Annotated in this window: 15 protein-coding genes; 2 read left to right on the top strand and 13 right to left on the bottom strand. The window is 43.0% G+C overall.

The genetic code is table 11. The features are described from left to right. Positions 1 to 21: 21 nt before the first annotated feature. From ACZ47N_RS04260 to ACZ47N_RS04280, 5 genes are all read right to left on the bottom strand, one after another. On the bottom strand, positions 22 to 2,016 hold the full coding sequence (locus ACZ47N_RS04260) for a TRAP transporter permease (RefSeq protein WP_464887893.1): 1,995 nt from the start codon (positions 2,014 to 2,016) through the stop codon (positions 22 to 24). A 6-nt stretch (positions 2,017 to 2,022) separates the two neighbouring features. Continuing rightward, positions 2,023 to 2,487 carry a DUF1850 domain-containing protein gene (locus ACZ47N_RS04265; RefSeq protein WP_464887894.1) on the bottom strand — a complete coding sequence of 155 codons (465 nt, stop codon included), beginning with the start codon at positions 2,485 to 2,487 and terminating at the stop codon, positions 2,023 to 2,025. 80 nt (positions 2,488 to 2,567) lie between these two features. Next, a complete protein-coding gene (locus ACZ47N_RS04270; protein ID WP_464887895.1) occupies positions 2,568 to 3,575 on the bottom strand; it encodes a TAXI family TRAP transporter solute-binding subunit in 1,008 nt (335 codons plus the stop codon). Positions 3,576 to 3,882: 307 nt separating this feature from the next. After that, the gene (locus ACZ47N_RS04275; RefSeq protein ID WP_464887896.1) at positions 3,883 to 5,238 is read right to left on the bottom strand and encodes a sigma-54-dependent transcriptional regulator; all 1,356 of its coding nucleotides are present in this window, start codon (positions 5,236 to 5,238) and stop codon (positions 3,883 to 3,885) included. Continuing rightward, positions 5,238 to 7,280 (bottom strand): transporter substrate-binding domain-containing protein, encoded by a 2,043-nt coding sequence (locus ACZ47N_RS04280; RefSeq protein ID WP_464887897.1) that lies wholly within the window; start codon positions 7,278 to 7,280, stop codon positions 5,238 to 5,240. The genes ACZ47N_RS04275 and ACZ47N_RS04280 overlap by 1 nt, the downstream gene beginning before the upstream one ends. Positions 7,281 to 7,578: 298 nt before the next feature. On the opposite strand from ACZ47N_RS04280, the gene ACZ47N_RS04285 reads away from it, so the two are divergent. Further along, positions 7,579 to 8,862 carry a LysM peptidoglycan-binding domain-containing protein gene (locus ACZ47N_RS04285; RefSeq protein WP_464887898.1) on the top strand — a complete coding sequence of 428 codons (1,284 nt, stop codon included), beginning with the start codon at positions 7,579 to 7,581 and terminating at the stop codon, positions 8,860 to 8,862. A 79-nt stretch (positions 8,863 to 8,941) separates the two neighbouring features. Here ACZ47N_RS04285 and tkt read toward each other — a convergent pair whose 3' ends face one another. Continuing rightward, positions 8,942 to 10,927 carry a transketolase gene (gene tkt, locus ACZ47N_RS04290; protein ID WP_464887899.1) on the bottom strand — a complete coding sequence of 662 codons (1,986 nt, stop codon included), beginning with the start codon at positions 10,925 to 10,927 and terminating at the stop codon, positions 8,942 to 8,944. Positions 10,928 to 11,003: 76 nt separating this feature from the next. Further along, entirely contained in the window at positions 11,004 to 11,981 is a 978-nt protein-coding gene (locus ACZ47N_RS04295) for a P1 family peptidase (protein WP_464887900.1), read from the bottom strand. 88 nt (positions 11,982 to 12,069) lie between these two features. Between ACZ47N_RS04295 and panC the strand changes: the two genes are divergently transcribed. After that, positions 12,070 to 12,912, top strand: coding sequence for a pantoate--beta-alanine ligase (gene panC, locus ACZ47N_RS04300; RefSeq protein WP_464887901.1), 843 nt, complete (start codon positions 12,070 to 12,072; stop codon positions 12,910 to 12,912). Positions 12,913 to 12,927: 15 nt separating this feature from the next. On the opposite strand, the gene purD is transcribed toward panC, so the two are convergent. Genes purD through purC form a run of 6 tightly spaced genes read right to left on the bottom strand, consistent with a single transcriptional unit; the run spans position 12,928 to position 19,577 of the window. Beyond that, complete coding sequence (gene purD, locus ACZ47N_RS04305; RefSeq protein WP_464887902.1) at positions 12,928 to 14,181, bottom strand: phosphoribosylamine--glycine ligase; 1,254 nt, start codon at positions 14,179 to 14,181, stop codon at positions 12,928 to 12,930. Positions 14,182 to 14,193: 12 nt separating this feature from the next. Next, complete coding sequence (purH, locus tag ACZ47N_RS04310; RefSeq protein WP_464887903.1) at positions 14,194 to 15,723, bottom strand: bifunctional phosphoribosylaminoimidazolecarboxamide formyltransferase/IMP cyclohydrolase; 1,530 nt, start codon at positions 15,721 to 15,723, stop codon at positions 14,194 to 14,196. Continuing rightward, positions 15,704 to 16,360, bottom strand: coding sequence for a phosphoribosylglycinamide formyltransferase (gene purN / locus ACZ47N_RS04315; protein WP_464887904.1), 657 nt, complete (start codon positions 16,358 to 16,360; stop codon positions 15,704 to 15,706). Before purN ends, purH begins: the two co-directional genes overlap by 20 nt. Next, positions 16,348 to 17,385 carry a phosphoribosylformylglycinamidine cyclo-ligase gene (gene purM / locus ACZ47N_RS04320; protein WP_464887905.1) on the bottom strand — a complete coding sequence of 346 codons (1,038 nt, stop codon included), beginning with the start codon at positions 17,383 to 17,385 and terminating at the stop codon, positions 16,348 to 16,350. The genes purN and purM overlap by 13 nt, the downstream gene beginning before the upstream one ends. Beyond that, positions 17,385 to 18,827, bottom strand: coding sequence for an amidophosphoribosyltransferase (purF, locus tag ACZ47N_RS04325; RefSeq protein WP_464887906.1), 1,443 nt, complete (start codon positions 18,825 to 18,827; stop codon positions 17,385 to 17,387). Before purF ends, purM begins: the two co-directional genes overlap by 1 nt. Positions 18,828 to 18,842: 15 nt before the next feature. Continuing rightward, positions 18,843 to 19,577 (bottom strand): phosphoribosylaminoimidazolesuccinocarboxamide synthase, encoded by a 735-nt coding sequence (purC, locus tag ACZ47N_RS04330; protein WP_464887907.1) that lies wholly within the window; start codon positions 19,575 to 19,577, stop codon positions 18,843 to 18,845. Position 19,578 lies beyond the last annotated feature (1 nt).

A 19,578-nucleotide genomic window follows, 5' to 3' on the forward strand; every position in this document is an offset into this window, starting at 1 on the left:
TCCAGGAGCTGAAGTTATGACTTAAGCTTGAGAAACTTTTGTTTCATGCTTTGGAAGACTCTTGTCATTTTTTTTCAATTTATTGTATTGAAGCCCCAAGACAATGGCAATAATAACGATTCCAAGGACATCTTGCATTCCATTGGCACTAATTAATAACAAGGAAGCAACCAGCAAGATGATCCGCTGCAACATTGGAATAACAGCGAAGAAGTAACCTTCCACTGCACTAGCTAAGATCGTTACGCCAATAATCGCCGTCACCGCAACCAACGTGCCTTCTATCAAGCTAGTACCTCTTAAGAGAAGTGCACTGTTATATACAAACATATAAGGCACGATAAACCCAGCAATTGAAAGTTTTAAAGATTCCACACCAGTTTTCATGGAATTCCCACCGGATATACCGGCTGCCGCAAAGGATGCCAAGGCAACTGGTGGGGTAATATTAGCAAACATGGCAAAATAAAATACAAACAAATGGGCCACAATCGGCTCAATATCTAACTGGATCAAGGCTGGCGCAGCCATGGTAGCCGTAATGAGATAGGCCGGGATACTCGGCAATCCCATTCCCAAAATAATACACGTCAACATGGTGAAAAACAACGTAAACATCAGACTGGTTCCACCCAAGGAAACGATGGCATAGGCCATACTCAAGCCAAATCCAGTGATACTAGCAACCCCTACAATAGGCCCAACAGCTGCACAAGCTACAGCCACTGGAACAACGGATCTAGCGCCATTATCTAATGCTTCTAAAATTTCACGAGGGCTCATTCTGGTGGCTGGCCTCAAGGTACTAATGAAAATCGTCACCAAAATAGTTAAAAACGCAGAAAATATAATGGTTCTGCCGCTAAAGAAAAGCATATACACTAAGAATAATAGCGGAAGCATAAGATGTCCTCGTTCTCTCATCACTTCTCTCACCGTAGGAAGCTCTTCTTTAGGAATCCCTTCCAGTCCTAATTTCGATGCTCGCATTTGCACCTGCACCATAATGCCTAAATAATACAAGAGTGCTGGCAGAATGGCTGCCGTGACAATAACACGATACTGCACCCCTAATACTTCTGCCATGATAAAAGCAGCCGCACCCATAATAGGCGGCAACAATTGTCCGCCAACAGAGGCGGATGCTTCTACTGCCCCAGAAAAGTCTTTACTATATCCAGTTCTTTTCATCAAAGGAATGGTAAACGCACCTGTGGTCACCACATTGGCAATGGCAGCTCCATTAATACTTCCCAAAAACCCACTGGCAATCACCGCCACTTTAGCTGGTCCACCTTTGGTATGGCCAGCCGCTGCCATGGCAATATCATTAAAGAATTGTCCCATGCCAGATTTATTCATAATAGCTCCAAATAAGATAAAAAGAAATATATAGGTGGACGCTACCCCTACGGCAGTTCCATAGATGCCATCCGTTGTCACAAACAAGTGATTTACGATTTGCTCCCACTGATACCCACGGTGACCAAAAAACCCTGGAATGTTTCTACCAAATAGGGAATAGGCAATAAAGATTACTCCTAAAGATGGCAATGCCCATCCAGCTACTCTTCGGGCTGCCTCTAGCACCAACACGATCAAGACTGTACCAAAAAAGAGATCATACTGATTGGGTATCCCAGCACGATGAACAATGCCTAAATAATCATAAAAAATATACACCGTTACCGAAACCGCCAACAAAGCACAAACCCCATCATACCATGCCAACTTCTTACGGCTGGATTTTTTATACGATGGATAGAGCAAATATGCTAGTGTCAGCACCATGGCCACATGCAACGAACGATGCTTCAGCGTTACCAAGGTTCCAAAATAAGCCGTGTATAAATGGTATAAGGAAATTGCAATGGCTAGTATCGAAACAAACAAGGACATCCCTTTGTTGGCAAAAGTTCTCGTTCTAGCTTCTGCATCATATTTCTCCAGCAATTCCTGCTGTTTTTTCTCATCCAGTACCTCTTCATTCAATAGCGATTTTTTTTCGTTATCCACTTTTTTTCACCTCTCCTCAATGGTCATCCTCAACGACTGATGATGGGGCAAAGCTTCCCCCTTTACCAATAATTCTCCATTCATGGTTATTGTTGGCAATGCCGTATGAGAATGAATCCAATCGTAATAAGGTACTTGATGATCTATGGGTTCAAAAATCATCATACCCTCTTCTACTCTAAATCCATCCTGATGATCATGGGGAATCCCTGCACCAAATCCCGCAAAACGACTTTCAATAAGATAAAGCACTCCTTTGTCACTAAGTTGAAGGGTTTCCGTCCATTCAATATGTTCAACAGAATGAATCCAATGAAATTCAATAGTATCTTTCGGGTCCATGGCCTTAGCAATGTAGGTTTCTCCGTCTGGAGACTCCTGTATTGTTAAAACCCATTCAGATTCTTTTTGCATAAAACACCCTTGCATGAATCCCATAAGCATCATCATCACCATAACAAGATAAAACACTCTACAAAATCTTTTTAGGGATAGAAAGGAGGAGGTTCCCCTCCTCCTTTTATCAAAACCTTCGCTATACCATGTCACAATTAATCAATAGCTCCCACTTCTTGGTAGTATCTTTCAGCACCAGGATGTAAGGGAACAATCATACCGTCCATCACACTATCAATGTTAATATGACGTTCTGCTGCATTATGAGCACTGTGAATCGTAGCAATGTTTTCAAAAATTCCTTTGGTCATTTCATAAACCGCATCATCTGGCAGGTCATGATGCACCAACATTAAGTTCATAATGGTGGCCGTATTAATATCTTCTTCATTGTCATAGGTTCCGGCTGGAATAATTTGAGGAACAAAGAAAGGATAATGTTCTTCTAGATACGCCATTCCCTCGCCTTCAATGGGAATAATACGAATATCATTGGTCGTTCCCAAATCCATAACGGTTGCGTTTGGAATCCCACTGGTAACAAAAGCAGCATCAATCATTCCATTCCGCATCTGATCCACGGCTTCACCATAGTCTAAATAATCTTCGTTGATGTCTTCATAGGTCATTCCATGAGCTTCAAACATAAGCCTTGCATTTAATTCTACACCTGAATTTGGTGCACCAATGCCTACTCGCTTCCCTTCTAAATCATAGAAACTTTCAATGCCAGAGTTTGCCATAGAGACCAATTGAACATAATTAGGGTACAAACTCATCATGCCTCTTAATTCTTCTTTGGGTTCTTGATCTTCAAAAGCACCAAATGCTTCGTAAGCCTGGGTTACAGCATCTGCCATGGCAATAGCCATTTCCGCTTGGTTGTTCAGGAGTAAATTAACATTCTCTACTGAAGCTCCCGTTGACTGGGCTGAAGAACGGAAACCAAGATCATTTTGAATCACACTTGAAAATGCTCCGCCAATAGGGTAATAAATCCCACTCGTAGGGCCGGTGGCAACCGTAATAAATAAATCTGGATCCACTGCTGAGGCTGTTTCTTCTCCATTTTCATCGGCAGGAGCTGTTGCTTCGTCGGTGCCGCCACCACATGCAGCTAAAACCATAGCCAAGGCCAATAAAAGAATTAGTAATTTCTTCATTTTAAATCTCCCCTTTTCATCTTTATTATCTTATGATGCAACACCTCTATATTCTTGCAATACTCGTGCCAACATTCCCCACTTCCCACACCTCTGCTCAATCCCATTACTACTGGGTTCCGAGGCCCTAAAACCTTCAAATTTCATTTAAAGCACTTCTCAACCCAACACAAAAACGGCATATTTTTCCATCTCTATGGCATATTTTAGACAACCCTTTATTTTCCAACATTTATAAAGCTACAGGATCCATCTTTTCAAGTCGGCATTTTTTACCTCATCGGCATTTTTTGCCGATATTGGCTCTTTAATCCAGCTGATACCGGTTTATTTTGTTTCGCAGGCCCCTCTCACTAATCCCCAACATATCCGCTGTTTTTTGCCGATGCCCATTTTGAGCTTTTAAGGTTTCTCGAATGACTTCTTTTTCTATGGATTCCAATGTGGACCCCACCATTTGTTTAAAGGGATCTTGAGCTTCAGGAGCCTTTACCCAGGAATTAGCCCGAAGGGGTTCCGGTAGGTCTTGCTCTTCAATATATTCTCCTTCCGCCATCACACAAACAGATTCAACTATATTACTGAGCTCTCGGATGTTTCCTGGATAATCATAATTGAGTAGGCATTTCATCGCTGCTTCTGATACCCCTAATGCTCGGTCCTCTTTTTGTTTATACACCTTTAGAAAATGTCGGATAAAAATCGGCAAATCTTGCCGTATGTCCCTCAAAGCAGGTAAAGAAAGATGGACCACATTCAATCGATAATACAAATCCTCTCGAAACCTACCTGACCCAACAGCTTCCATCAAATCCTGATTAGTGGCTGCTACTACCCTAGCCCGAACTACCTCTGGTTTATTGGCTCCCAAAGGCGTTACTTCCTTTTCTTGCAATACGCGCAGAAGTTTTGCCTGAAGCCCTAAGGGCATATCCCCAATTTCATCTAAAAACAAGGTACCCCTATCTGCATATTTAAATTTCCCTAGCTTATCCGAATGTGCTCCTGAAAAAGCACCTTTCACATGGCCAAACAGCTCGCTTTCCAAGAGATTCTCTGGTATGGCAGCACAGTTTAATGCAACAAATGGGTGTTTTTTTCGATTCCCTGAATAATGAAGGGCTTTGGCTACTAATTCTTTCCCAGTGCCACTCTCTCCATGAATTAACACGTTGGTGTCTAAGTCTTTTAGTTTTTCAATTTTATCAAATACTTTTTGCATCTGAGGACTATTCCCAATAATTCCTTGATACCGATATTTCCCTTCTAGTTCCTGGCTTAAATCTTCTACTCTTTGGTTGAGCCGCTGATATTCAAGGGCCTGATCAATCGTTGCTAAAAGGCCTTCTATTTGAAGCGGCTTGGTTAAATAGGTATAGGCCCCTTTTTTAATGGCATCCACAGAAGAAGCAATGGAACCGTAAGCCGTCATCATAATGACGACTAGATCCTTTTGAATCCCCTTCATTTCCTGAAGCACATCAATGCCACTGATTCCATCGATCTTCAAATCCAGCAAACATAAATGTGCGTTTTCTTCTTCTAGCCACTGAATGGCCTGATATGGTTCCGTTGTTGCTTTGACTTCATAGTGATCTTCCAGGGCAAACTCCAAAGAAGTACAAATAGATATCTCATCATCCAAAATTATGATTCGTTCCATTAAGGCTCCATCCTCTCAAATTTTAGGTGAACCGTTGTGCCATGATCTTTTATGCTCTCAAAATAAACATGTCCATTGTTTTCTTCAATATATTTTTTGGACAAGGTAAGACCCAGTCCAGTGCCACTTTTTTTTGTTGTATAGAAAGGATCCAACATCTTATTCACTTCCACCTGATCCATGCCCACTCCCTCATCCCGAAGGAGTATTTCAACAAATCCCTTTCTTGCAAAGCCTTGGATCTCCATAGTCAATGGCTTCCGGGAATTTGCTTCAGATATTTTTTTTTCCATGGCTTCCATTCCATTAAGCATAAAGTTTACCAAGGCTTGTTTTACTTGATCCCGATCTGCATAGATCACTAAGGGAGATTCTAGCATGGTTACTAGTTTCATTCCTTTTTTTTCAAAGGTTGGTTTAAAAAGCACCTGGCAGGATTCAATCATTTTTTCCATATCCACTTCCTGTTTATTGATTTTTTTAGGCTTCGCATAATCAATCAAACTCTCGATCAACTGGCTAATGCGATCAATTTCTTTGGGAACGTGATTGATCATATCTTGCCGAAACTTTGGATTATTAATTTTTGCTGGTAATACTTCCACAAAGGTCTTTATAGAAGTTAAGGGGTTTCTTATTTCATGAGCAATGCCTGCCACTACCTGACTCAAGGCTCTGGACTTTTCCTTTTCAAACCCTTGGGCGCGCATTTTCTTTTCCTCTGTAATCTCTTCAAAAGAAACAATCGCTCCTATAATATTCTTTTCATGATTTCGCAGTGGATAGACGGTATACCGTATGTCGGATTTTTGAAATTCAGCATTCACCCATTCTATCTCTCCTCCTATGAACTGGGTCCCCTTTTTTAATACATCTTCCATTTTATTCACCAATATGGACTTCAACAGATCCACCTCATAAAAAAAAGAATGCATAGAACCTTCGTCCATAGACATCATTTGAAAGGCCATGGGGTTAACAGAAGTTATTTGACCCTCACAGTCCATTGTCACCAAACCCCTTGGACTATTTTCCAGTATTTGGTTCTTTAATTCACTCATATCCAGTGTTTCCTGAATTTGTTGACTTAAATCATCGTTGGCCATCTTTAATTCTGCTGTCTTTTTCTGCACTTCCTTGGTCAGCAGACGATTCCACCAAAGAATCCCTAGAATAATCAACACGGTCATTCCACTGGCAATCGCAAAAATTCTCAAAAGATACTCTAACCGCTGTTGAAAGTCTTCTCCACCAAACCACTTATCAGAAATCCTTTGGTAGTCACTTTGACTTCTAGTCATCTGAATTCCTCGATTAAGCAAGTTTAGGATGGCGTAATTTTCACTTTTCACTGCCATGGTATATTCTACTGGCAGCATAAAACTACTGGTGACCACATAGTCATCCGTCAAGTTTTTCTCTTCCAAATAATGCTGCAACACCCATCGATCTCCGACTAACGCATCCGCACGACCCATGACCAGAAGATCAAAGGCTTTTTTCTGACTGGAAGTCCCATTAAAATCTATTCGTCGAAGGTTTTGAAGAAATTCATAGGCTACTGAACCACGCTGTACCGCTACTAATTTTTCCGATAAATCTGCAATGGTTTCTATGTCATCGGCTTCGGATTTAGGAACCACCAAAGCAATGCTAGATGAAAAGTAGGGCTCTGTAAACTCCATTTGTTGAGCGTAACGGGCTTGATAAGCAATGCCTAAAATCATATCGATCCGATTTTCCTGAAGCTGGCGAGCCGCTTCTTCTGTGGACAAAGGAACCCAGTGAATAGAAAAAAAATTTTGTTGTCCTATATGCTCCAATAGCTGTATGGAGAAGCCATTATATTCTCTTTTTCCACCCGCTTCATACTGAAAAGGCGGCATTTCCGGATCAAAAGCTACCCGAAATACCGATTGCTGTCTGCGATCATAAAGGTTACCCAGGCCATCTTCCGCTGCTACAGGAAGGTATGCTACCATCAAAAAGAAATATAGGACCAGTAGGATCCCTACCCATATCTTGTTTTTTATGAGTTTCACATAAGTTCACCTCTATCTTTCCACGGTTGTTTCCATCCATTATATCGGAAGCCTCTGTTTCTGAACAGCTATGTAACTCAGTAAAATTTCAGCCCTGCTTCTCACAATCCAGTTTCCCTCCCTTCATTTCGGGTAAAAGAAGGGTAGTGCTAGATTTTCATCTTCAAAATCTGTGTATCAAAAAAAAGGATTTTGTCTTTCTATCACGAATATAAGCGTATGGAGCTTTTTTTATCCCATTAATATGATGCGGGGAAATATGACGTAGGACTTTTTTTGAAAGGAGGTTGCCTATCCTATGCCACCAGAAAAAATGATTAACAACCAATATTTGATTGAAGAAACCCTTCACCATGATGCATTCCAAAAGATATACCTTGGGTCGGACCAGTTTACCGAATCTAAAAACCCAGTTTATATTACTGTTTTCAAAGACATGGATGCCGGCTCCCCTATTACCAATGCTTTTTTGGAATATGAACATGAACTCAAAGACATTTTTGTAGAGATTCTTGTGTTAGAGGATGTGTTACACACGGTTTCACGTTGTTGCCCTGGAAAACCGCTATCCAATTTTATTACCAACACCTATCTGAATCCCTACGAAAAAGGTATGATCGTCAGTAATTTTCTGAATCATATCCGCAGCTTTGAAGACCTCCCCCTGCTCCTAAAGTATGTACTTTGCTCTTTTGGAAATATTTCCATTGTTGACCGTAAACTAGTGTGCTTTAATCACATTCCTTTTTTTTCGCCACAAGACCTCATCGTAACCCATAAAGAATACCTGCAGCGAATCGGCGACTTTATCTTAACGATTTACGGAAACTCAGTGTCCGCCGAACTCACTCCTGAGATCCGAGAAATAGAACCTGCCGTTGATGCCATTATTCGAAACTGCTACCAAGGTCTTTATGATACAGAAGGCGATATCCAAAAGGATTTTAATCCTGTTTATTTTCGGGCTCGTATGAGTCAAGAGGAACCCAAAGCATCCATTGTCCCTCCGCCTTCCAAAGAGAAGCAAGTTCCACTTACAATGCCAGACCATCCAGATGCACCCAAACGCTCTTTTCTCTATACTCGAGAGAAAAAAGAGGGGCGAAAATCAAAAAAAGCAAAGAAACTTCAACGCTTAGCTATTTCCTTTGCCTTGATTATCGTGGTTTTTTTCACAGGCATTTGGGGAGTTAGCCGGATTTTAACTGGAGAGCCTAAAGATTCAGAACAATTGGCTGAAACTGATAGGCCACCAATCGAAGACATCACGGAACAAAATGTCTCAGAGGATAATGGATTGGAAGATGAGGAGATGCCAGAAGAAGGTCTCCTAGAAGACCCTGCTGATCCAGAAGGGTTTCCTGAAACCTTCCCAGAAGAACCTGATGAAGAGCTTCCTGAAGAAGAACCCCCTTCAACGGAGGATCCCCCTTCCCAGTACACCGTTAAATCTGGAGACACCCTCTACAGTATTAGTCGAAAAATGTATAACGACGGTAGTCGCTATCCAGAAATTATGGATGCCAATAACATTACTGATCCTAGTAGCCTCAGAGCTGGGCAAGTCCTTCAAATCCCATAAAAAAACATCCTCTTCCCATCTAATAAGCATCCATGATACCTATTAAAAAACCGCCGATTTTATCGGCGGTTTTTATGGTTTATCGAAGTAGCTCTAATGCCTTTTGAGTCACTTGATCTACCGTCAATCCAAATTTTTCAAACAGTATATTGCCTGGAGCCGACGCCCCAAAATGATCTAACCCAATTACCTTCCCATCTATGCCTACATATTTATACCATCCCAAAGTGGAACCCGCTTCTACTGCTACCCGCTTTCGAAGTCCTGGCGGCATAATGCTTTCCTTGTATGCTTGAGATTGTTTTTCAAATAGTTCCCAAGAAGGCATACTGATGACGCGTGGCCGATATCCTTTTTCTCTCAATTGTGCTGCAGCCTCTACAATCAATTCTACTTCAGATCCTGTAGCCATCAACAAGATGTCCGGCTCTCCCTTATCTGCATCTTCTAAAATATAAGCGCCTTTTAAAGCTTCTTCTCCACTATTTTCGTACAGTGGTAGTTTTTGTCTTGTCAACACTAGAGAAACCGGGGTTTCATTATTTTCAAGGGCTAATTTCCAACCCATGGCGGTTTCTTTGCCATCTGCAGGACGAAACACAATCATGTTCGGAACACTTCTCAGAGCCATTAAATGCTCAATAGGCTGATGGGTCGGACCATCTTCACCCACCCCGATGCTATCATGGGTCAACACATACGTCAGCGGCACCTTCATTAAGGAAGAAAGTCGCATGGATGCTTTCATATAATCCGTAAACACAAAAAAAGTAGCTACATAAGGAATCAATCCACCATGGAGCGCTATGCCATTGCCAATAGCTGCCATGGCATGTTCTCGTACTCCAAATCGCAGGTTGGACCCTTGATAATTCTCCCGTTGAAAATCTTCTCTTTCCTTCATCAGTGTCTTGTTAGAAGGTGCCAGATCTGCAGATCCACCCATTAAATTCGGAATCACTTTAGCCAATCGATTAAGGATTTCACCAGAAGCACTACGGGTAGCATCCGCTTTATCGTATGTCCAGATATCCTCTTGATCCAGAGCTTCCACAACCCCTTGGTTTCCATACCAGGCATTCCACTCTTTTTCCTTTTCTGGGAACTCTCTAAAATATTCTTCCATCATCATTTCCCAAGCAGCTTCATTTTTTAATCCTGTTGTAAGAGCCGCTTCCTCAACTTCTTGCATCTCTTTAGGCAAAACAAAGGGATCTTCATTCCAACTTAGGAATGATTTTGCTTCCACCAAATTTTCCGCTCCCAAAGGTTCTCCATGAGCGGAGGCTTTCCCCTGCTTTGCCGGAGATCCATAGCCAATTTCCGTCACCACCTCTATAAGAGTTGGATGTTCCTGATCCTCTTTCGCATCTTTTAATGCTTGATGGATGGATTCAATATCATTCCCATCTTTTACCTGTATTACTTGCCATCCGTAGGCTTCATATCGTTTTTTAACATCTTCACGGAAGGCAAGAGAAGTTCTACCTTCGATGGAAATTTCATTGGAATCATAAAGGACAATCAGCTTTCCAAGGCCCAAAGTCCCTGCCAAGGAAGAAGCTTCTGAGGCAATCCCCTCCATCATACAGCCATCACCAGCCAGCACATAGGTATAATGATCTACCACTGGGTATTTCGCTTTATTAAACTGTACTGCTAGCTTTGCTTCTGCCATGGCCATGCCTACAGCGTTGGCAATCCCTTGGCCTAAAGGCCCTGTAGTCGTTTCTACTCCAGTGGTATGGCCGTACTCTGGGTGTCCCGGGGTTCGACTGTCCCATTGTCTAAATTGCTTGATTTCTTCCATGTTTAAATCATATCCAAATAGATGCAACAGCGAGTAGAGGAGCATGCTACCATGACCGGCAGACAGTACAAATCGGTCTCTGTTTTTCCATACTGGATTTTTAGGATTATGCTTCATGACACGACTCCAAAGGGTGTATGCCATAGGTGCGGCTCCCATGGGCAGCCCAGGGTGACCGGACTTTGCTTTTTCAACGGCTTCAGCAGAAAGTATTCTTATTGAATTGACCGCCAACTGATCCAGATTCTTTTCCATTTACAATTGCCTCCTCTGTGATGGTGCTGCTTCATTTAGTACAAACTCTTTTCCCTTTATTGTACCATGTTTCACCCTACCATAAAAGCCTGTTCTCCAGATCCTTGATCCCAGGAATGCCAAATAATCCTTCAGCGTTGGTAACCGCATTCAATACTGCCCCTTCTATGGCTTTTGCCGCCAAGGTACCAAGTAAACTTCCATCTACTGGTGTTTCACCAGTTCCTAACACAAAAATGGTATCTCCGTCAACCATGGTATGACAGGGCCTAATGCTGCGGGCAAAGCCATCCTGTGCCATGGATGCCACTTTTGTTGCTTGTGTTTTGGTGATTTTTGCGTTGGTCATCACCACTCCAAGGCTTGTATTGCCACTGAAGGATACTTTTTCTTCGATGCCATCCAAGATCATTGTTTCTTCTGTACCTGCCAATGCCTTCTTATCTTCCCGAAGTAATCCGGCTACCCGTTCTCCTGTGGCGGGATTCACCACATCTCCAAAGGCATTCACAGCCACTAAGGCATGGACCTTTAGCCTTCCTATTTCCAAGGCAAAAAATCCGATTCCACCTTTCATGGCTCGTGTATATCCTTTAAGTTTCCCAATAGTAGCCCCAGTTCCAGCACCTATGCTTCCAACCATGAGTGGGGATACGCCTGCATTCTCACATGCTTGATACCCCATGGCTGCATCTGGTCGTCGAAAAGCATTTCCCACCGCCAGATCAAAAAGAACTGCACTGCATACGATGGGCACCTTGGCTACTTTCACATCAAATCCATACCCTTTTTCTTCTAGATACTTCATCACACCTCCGGCGGCATCCAATCCATAAGCACTTCCACCAGCAAGCACCACCCCATGGACTTGATCTACCATGTTAACCGGATTCAACAAATCTGTTTCACGGGTTCCTGGAGCTCCTCCGCCCACGTCTACTCCTGCCGTAGCACCTTCTGGACACAATACTACGGTGCATCCTGTGGCTCCTTGGAAATCATGGGAGTGCCCAATGCGAAACCCCTTTATTTCATTCATCAATATTTCTTTCATCTCCATCACTCTTTTCGCTAAACTCATGATACAATAACATCTGAGAAAATCATCCTTATGATTCATTTTATCTATGGAGGGGTTTTAATTGAAAATTATTCATCAACTCAAGGAAATGCAAGAAGATTCTGCCCTGAATCGATCTCAAGGAAAATCCATCGGATTAGTTCCCACCATGGGAGCCCTGCATGAAGGTCATCTCTCATTAATCCGAGCAGCCCGCCAAGAGAACCAACGAGTAGTGGTCAGTATCTTTGTGAACCCGACTCAATTTGGTGCCAACGAAGACTTTCATCAGTACCCTAGAAACCTTACAGCAGATGCTGCACTGGCAGAAGAAGCTGGCGCAGATGTACTCTTCAATCCCAGTGCTGAGGATATGTATCCATCAGATCTTTGCACCCGTATATCCATGGGTTCCATCGCTAAGGGAATGTGCGGACGTTATCGGCCAGGACATTTTGATGGTGTTGCTATTGTGGTCAACAAGCTATTTCATCTGGTCCATCCCCAGCGAGCCTACTTTGGCCAAAAAGATGTACAGCAAGTTCAAGTGATTAGACAGATGGTGAAAGACTTAAATATGGAAGTAGACATAATGGCCTGCCCCATTATCAGAGAAGCCGACGGTCTTGCCATGAGCTCTCGTAATGTCTATTTAAAACCAGAAGAACGGGTTTCTGCCCTGTTATTAAGCCAAGCCTTAAAAGAAGGAACACAATGGATCGAAAACCAGGGGAAAGACCCACATCTCCTTCGTGAGCACCTGGAACAGCGATTAAAGTCCGATTCGAAGATCCAGGTTCAATATATTGAAATCCTTCACCCTACTTCCTTACAACCTCTTGAAACCCTGGAAAAGCCAGTCTTAATTGCCTTAGCAGTCTTTATTGGACGTACTCGTCTTATCGATAATACCCTAGTTCTTTAATCAAGAAACCTAGGCCTATCGCAGTCCGATATCCTTGCGGTAAGTTTTTCCTTGAAATTGAATTTTCTCTGCAGCTGCATAGGCTTTGCTCCTAGCTTCTTCTACCTCTATTCCAGTAGCTGTCACACCAAGTACTCTACCGCCTGCCGTTACTAACTGGTCTTTCTCAGAAGCTGTTCCTGCATGAAAGACCAGAACGTCCTCAGGAATATCCTCCAGACCAAGGATAGGGATCCCTGTTTTATAGGAACCTGGATACCCACCAGAAGCCAGCACAATGCAGACTGTAGTTTCTTCAGACCATTCTAGCTGAACTTTATCAAGATTTCTATTAAGAAGATGTATCAACACCTGACTTAAATCATTCTTTAGTTTAGGCACTACCACTTGGGTTTCTGGATCTCCAAAGCGCACATTGTATTCCAACACTTTGGGTCCATCTGCTGTGATCATAAGCCCAATGAAAAGAATCCCTCGGAAATCCATTTCTTCAAGTTGAATCCCTTTTAATGTTGGCTGAAGAATCATTGCTTCCACTTCTTTAGCCATGGCTTCCGTATATACTCTATTGGGAGAATAAGTCCCCATCCCACCAGTGTTAGGCCCCGTATCCCCCTCTCCTATCTGTTTGTGATCCTGAGAACTAACCATAGGGAGAATTGTTTTCCCATCTACAAAGCAGAGCACCGATGTTTCGATTCCTTCTAAAAACTCCTCTATGACCAAATGTTTCCCTGCATCGCCAAAAGCATTTTTTTCCAAAATAGCTTCAATAGCCTGATCCGCTTCCGCCTCTTGATGACAAATCAATACTCCTTTTCCAGCCGCTAAGCCGTCGGCCTTAATCACCACCGGATAGGTAAAGGCTTTCAGTTTTTCTTTGGCTTCCACGGAATCATATGCCACTTCATAATGACCTGTAGGAATTTTGTATTGTTTCATAAAGGCTTTCGCAAAAGATTTGCTCCCTTCTAAACGAGCAGCGGCTTGATCCGGCCCTACAATCGGAAGGTCCGCTTCTCTAAATTGATCTACGATACCTGCCACCAATGGCACTTCTGGCCCCACAATTGTTAGATCAATTTGTTGCTCCAGGGCAAAGGCTTTTAGCTCCTTTATTTGATCTGGTTGAATTTCAACACATACTGCCAATTGACCAATGCCTGGATTCCCAGGGGCACAGTAGAGCCTATGTCCTTCCGAAGACTGGCTGAGCTTCCAAGCCAAGGTATGTTCTCTACCACCGTTGCCTATTATCAGTATCTTCATCCTTATCAACTCCTAATGTTTGAAGTGTCTCGTTCCAGTAAATACCATGGTCATTCCCGCTTTGTTGCAAGCGTCAATGGAGTCTTGATCTTTTTGGGATCCACCTGGTTGGATAATGGCTGTCACCCCGGCTGCATTGGCAGCTTCTACACAGTCTGGAAAAGGAAAAAAAGCATCGGAAGCCATCACCGCCCCTTCAACAGTATGAATCGAGTTGCTGAGGGCGTTTTGAAGTGCCCATATGCGACTGGTCTGACCTGGCCCTAGGGCTAAGGTTTGTTGATCCTTCACAAATACAATCGCGTTGGATTTTACGTGTTTTACAATTTTCCAAGCAAACTCTAAATCCTTTTTTTCTGCTTCTGATGGAGATCGTAGGGTTTTGGTTTCCATTGCCTCCCACAGACGCTCATCTGCATCTTGCAAAAGTAGTCCACCTGGCACTCGCTTTAAATCCACGGCTCCTTTCTCTCTTTTCTCTATTTCCGGGATTTCCAAGAGACGAATATTAGGCTTTTGAGCCAATACCTCCAAGGCTTCTTTGGTGAAGGAAGGTGCCAAAATAACCTCTAGAAAGATAGCTGCCATTTTAACGGCTGCAGCTTCTGTCAAAGGACGATTAACCGCCACAATTCCACCAAAAATAGAAAGTGGATCTGTCTGAAACGCTCTTTCGTAGGCTTCTTCAATGGTATCTGCTGATGCAACGCCACATGGATTCGTGTGTTTTACAGCCACTGCCGTTGGGGCATCAAATTCCTGCAGCAAACTTAAGGTTCCTGCCGCATCGTTAATATTGTTAAAGGAAAGTTCTTTTCCCTGCAACTGCTTTGCCGCCGGTAACGTCCCCTTGGTAGCATTTACTTCTCGATAAAAAGCTGCCTGTTGATGGGGATTTTCACCATACCGGAGATCCTGTACTTTTTCAAAGGTTAGGGTTTTGGTATTGGGAAAAGGTTCTTCCTGTTCCTGAGAAAGGTAGGAGGCAATCAACGTATCATAGTGGCTCGTTAGTTGAAATACTTTGGCAGCCAGGTTTTTTCGAGTGGTCAAACTGGTATTTCCCATTGTTTTTATTTCTTCTAAAACCCTAGGGTAATCTTCAGGATCCACCACTACCGTCACATCTTCGTGATTTTTTGCTGCAGATCGAAGCATGGCTGGTCCACCTATATCAATTTGTTCCACTACCTCCTGAAAAGAGGCGTCTGTCTTAAGCATGGTTTCTTTAAAAGGATATAAATTAATAATCACCAGATCGATGGTTTCCATTCCTTGCTCTTTCAATGTTTTCATATGCTCCGGTAGGCTTCGTCTTGCTAATAATCCACCATGAATTGCCGGATGTAGGGTTTTTACCCGCCCATCCAGACACTCTGGAAATCCTGTTATTTCCGCCACTTCCTTTACTGGAATGCCATGATCTGACAAAATTTTTGCCGTTCCTCCAGTGGAGAGGATCTCAATCCCCTGTTCATGTAAGATTTGTCCCACTTTTTGAATGTCCTTTTTATCCGAAACACTAATGAGTGCCCTTTTCATGATTGTCAGCCCCCTTTTCTCTCTTGATAACCCGACCATTTTCAATGGCCAATTCATTGTTAACCAAAAGGCCTAGGGCTTTTGGCAATAGTCGATGTTCCAATTTCAATACTTTGTCCGCAATAATAGCTGGTGTCTCCTCTCCTGTTAAGGCTACGGCTTCCTGTAGAATAATCGGGCCTTCATCCATTCCTTCATTGACAAAATGAACCGTTGCGCCAGTCAGTTTCACGCCACGACGATGCACTGCCTCATGGACTTTAGCCCCATAATAACCCAAACCAGAAAAAGCTGGAATAAGAGACGGATGCACATTAATGATCCTATGTTCATAGGTTCTCACTACAGAATTTGGTACTTTTTTGACAAATCCAGCTAATACGATCAGTTCAATGGCTTGTTCCTCCAGGCATTTCAGCATTGCTTCTTCTCTCGCTTCCTCCTGACTTCCTACTTCATCCAGACATTTTACCTTGATCCCTTCTCTTTGGGCTCGTTGTACACCATAAGCTTCTTTGTCACTGGAAATTACCAGACAGATTTGGATATTAAGTTCCTTCTTATGCACAGCATCTATGAGGCTTTGCATATTGGTGCCACCACCAGAAATAAATACAGCTACTTTCACTGGTTGCATACCGTCACCTGTCCATTTCCTTCTGTGACTCCACCAATTTCCCAAGCCAGTTGTCCATGCTTGTGCAACAACTCCAAAGCTGTGTGGACATCTTCTGGCGCCACCACCATGACCATGCCAATTCCCATATTAAAAGTTCCAAAGAGCACGTCATCTTCCAAAGGCCCTTTTTCTTTTAAGCATTCAAAAATAGGAGGAATTTTCCAGCTTCCCATCCTTAGGTTAGCGGCTCTTCCTTCTGGAAGCACTCGTGGAATATTTTCATAAAATCCGCCGCCGGTAATATGAGCCAGTCCTTTAATGGTAATTTCTTCCATCATTGCCAGCACAGGTTTAACATAGAGGGCCGTAGGTGTCAGCAATTCTTCTCCCAAGGTTTTTCCTTGTGCTCCAAAGGGCTCCGTCAGCTTTAGACCCTCTTTTTCCAATAATATTTTCCGAACCAGAGAAAAACCATTGCTATGAAGTCCCGAAGAAGCTAAGCCAAGAATAACATCGCCTACCTGAATCTTTTCGCCTGTGATCATTTTTTTTCGATCCACCATGCCTACGGCAAAACCAGCCAAATCATATTCTCCGTCGCTGTAAAATCCTGGCATCTCTGCAGTTTCCCCGCCAACTAAAGCACAGCCCACCTCTTTACAGGCTTCGGCAATGCCAGCAACAACGCTAGCTGCTTTTTCAGCTTTCAGTTTTCCCGTAGCCAAATAATCCAGAAAAAACAAAGGTTTTGCTCCATGGCATAAAATATCGTTCACGCACATCGCTACGCAATCCTGTCCAATGGTATCGTGACGATCCATTAAAAACGCCAATTTCAACTTGGTTCCAACTCCATCCGTTCCAGATACCATCACTGGTTGGTCCATATTGGTCAGATCTGGCTGTACCATTGCTCCAAAACTACCAAGGCCCTGCAGCACTTCTTTGGTCATGGTTTTTTGAACGGCTTGTTTCATCAATTCCACGCTTCGCTGCCCTTCCTGCACATCCACACCTGCTGATTCATAGGTCATTTTATCCATCAGGAACCCTCCTCTTCTAATCGTTGAAATACCCGATGTCCATTCTGTTTCTTCTCTTTTTCTGGCAGTTCCATAGGATAATCTCCATCAAAACAGGCTAAACAAAACTGCTTTCTTGGTTTTCCGACGGCTTGTACCAGTCCTTCGTGACTAAGGTAGTAGAGACTATCTGCTCCTATGATCTTACAGATTTGATCCACGGTTTTAACGGCACCAATGAGCTGACTCCGGTCTGGTGTATCAATACCAAAGTAGCAACTATACGCCACTGGAGGCGAACTGACTCGCACATGCACTTCTTTTGCACCCGCCTGTTTCAAGGTTTCTACAATTCGTTTGCTGGTCGTACCCCGAACAATAGAATCATCAATGAGAATCAATTTTTTTCCTCGGATATTAGCCGCCATGGGCGATAGTTTTAACTTCACTGCCAGTTCACGAATGGCCTGAGTTGGCTGGATAAACGTCCTGCCAATATATCGATTCTTGATCAATCCTTCTCCATAGGGGATTCCAGATTCTTCTGCATAACCCAGAGCCACTGGAATAGATGAGTCTGGTACCGCCATAACCATATCTGCCTCTACAGGCATCTCTTTAGAAAGAATACGCCCCGAATTTTTTCTAGCATGATATACATTAACGCCATCCATAATGCTATCTGGTCTCGCAAAATAGATATATTCAAAAATACAACCAGCCCTTCTGGCAGATGTCTGAAAAAATTCAGACTCTATGCCCTCCGATGTAATGGTGACCATTTCCCCTGGTTCTACATCTCTTACGATTTCCGCTCCCATCACATCGAAAGCACAGCTCTCCGAGGCCAGTACATAGCCTTTTTCTGTCTTACCGATGCAAAGCGGTCTTAAACCCAGTGGATCTCGAACACCAATTAAACATTCTTCGTTCATAATCACCAAGGCATAGGCACCTTTAATTAGTTCCATAGAGCGGCGAATGGCGCCATGAATCCCTTCATTACTATAGCGAGCAATCAAATTTACCACCACTTCAGAATCAATGGTGGTTTGGAACACAACACCAGAGTCCTCCAATCGGCTCCTTAACAGCTTAGCATTCACCAAGTTCCCATTATGTGCCAACGCAATGGTACCACCACGATAACGCACTACAAGAGGCTGTGCATTTTCAATGTCAGATTCTCCAGAAGTGGAATACCGAACATGACCTATTCCAATTTTCCCTGTTAGTTTTTCTAAGGCACTTTCGCTAAACACTTCTGATACCAAACCCATGTCTTTGTGCCACTTAGCTTGTTCCCCATTATTAACTGCTATGCCAGCGCTTTCCTGTCCTCTGTGCTGCAGTGCGTAAAGCCCATAATACAGCAACTCAGACGTATGGTCGTCTTCCGTCTGAATCAATCCTACCACACCACACTCTTCTTTAAGCCCATCCCACATCAATTCCTTGGTCACAGTCACCCCTCCATCTTAAAGACTCAGCACTTTTTCAATTCTCTTCAACACTTCCTGATAATGTTCCTCTACCTGTCCTAAATCTTTTCTAAATCGATCTTTGTCCATGATTTCACCGGTTTCCATCTCCCACAAACGACAAGTATCCGGAGATATTTCATCCGCCAATAAAAGTTCTTCCCGCTTCATGCCAAATTCCAACTTAAAATCTACTAACCGAAGGCCTGCTTTTCCCATGACCTCTTTTAGTAAGTCATTGATGATTAAGGCTTTTTTTCGAATCGCCGCTACCTGCTCTTCCGTTGCCCATTCCAAGGCTAAAATATGATCTTCACTGACCATAGGATCTCCCAATTCATCCTTTTTAAAAGAATACTCCAGAATCGGTTTTTTTAGTACTGTCCCTTCTTCCACTCCCAAATTTCTAGCCATAGAGCCTGCGGCAATATTGCGAAGGATCACTTCCAAAGGAATAATCTCTACTGCATCCACCAACATTTCTCTTGGGGATAATTGACGAATAAAGTGGGTTTTTACTCCCTTCTCTTCCAAATATCCATAGAGAAGAGAGGATATCGTATTGTTTATTTCCCCTTTTCCAGGAATAAGACGTTTCTTTTTTCCGTTAAAAGCCGTTGCATCGTCTTTGAAAAAAACGATAACCTGAGAAGAATCCTCTGTGGCATACACCTGTTTTGCCTTTCCTTCGTACAGCATTTCTTTTTTTGCTGGTACCCCTGTATTCCTCATT

Source organism: Tindallia texcoconensis (assembly GCF_055383815.1).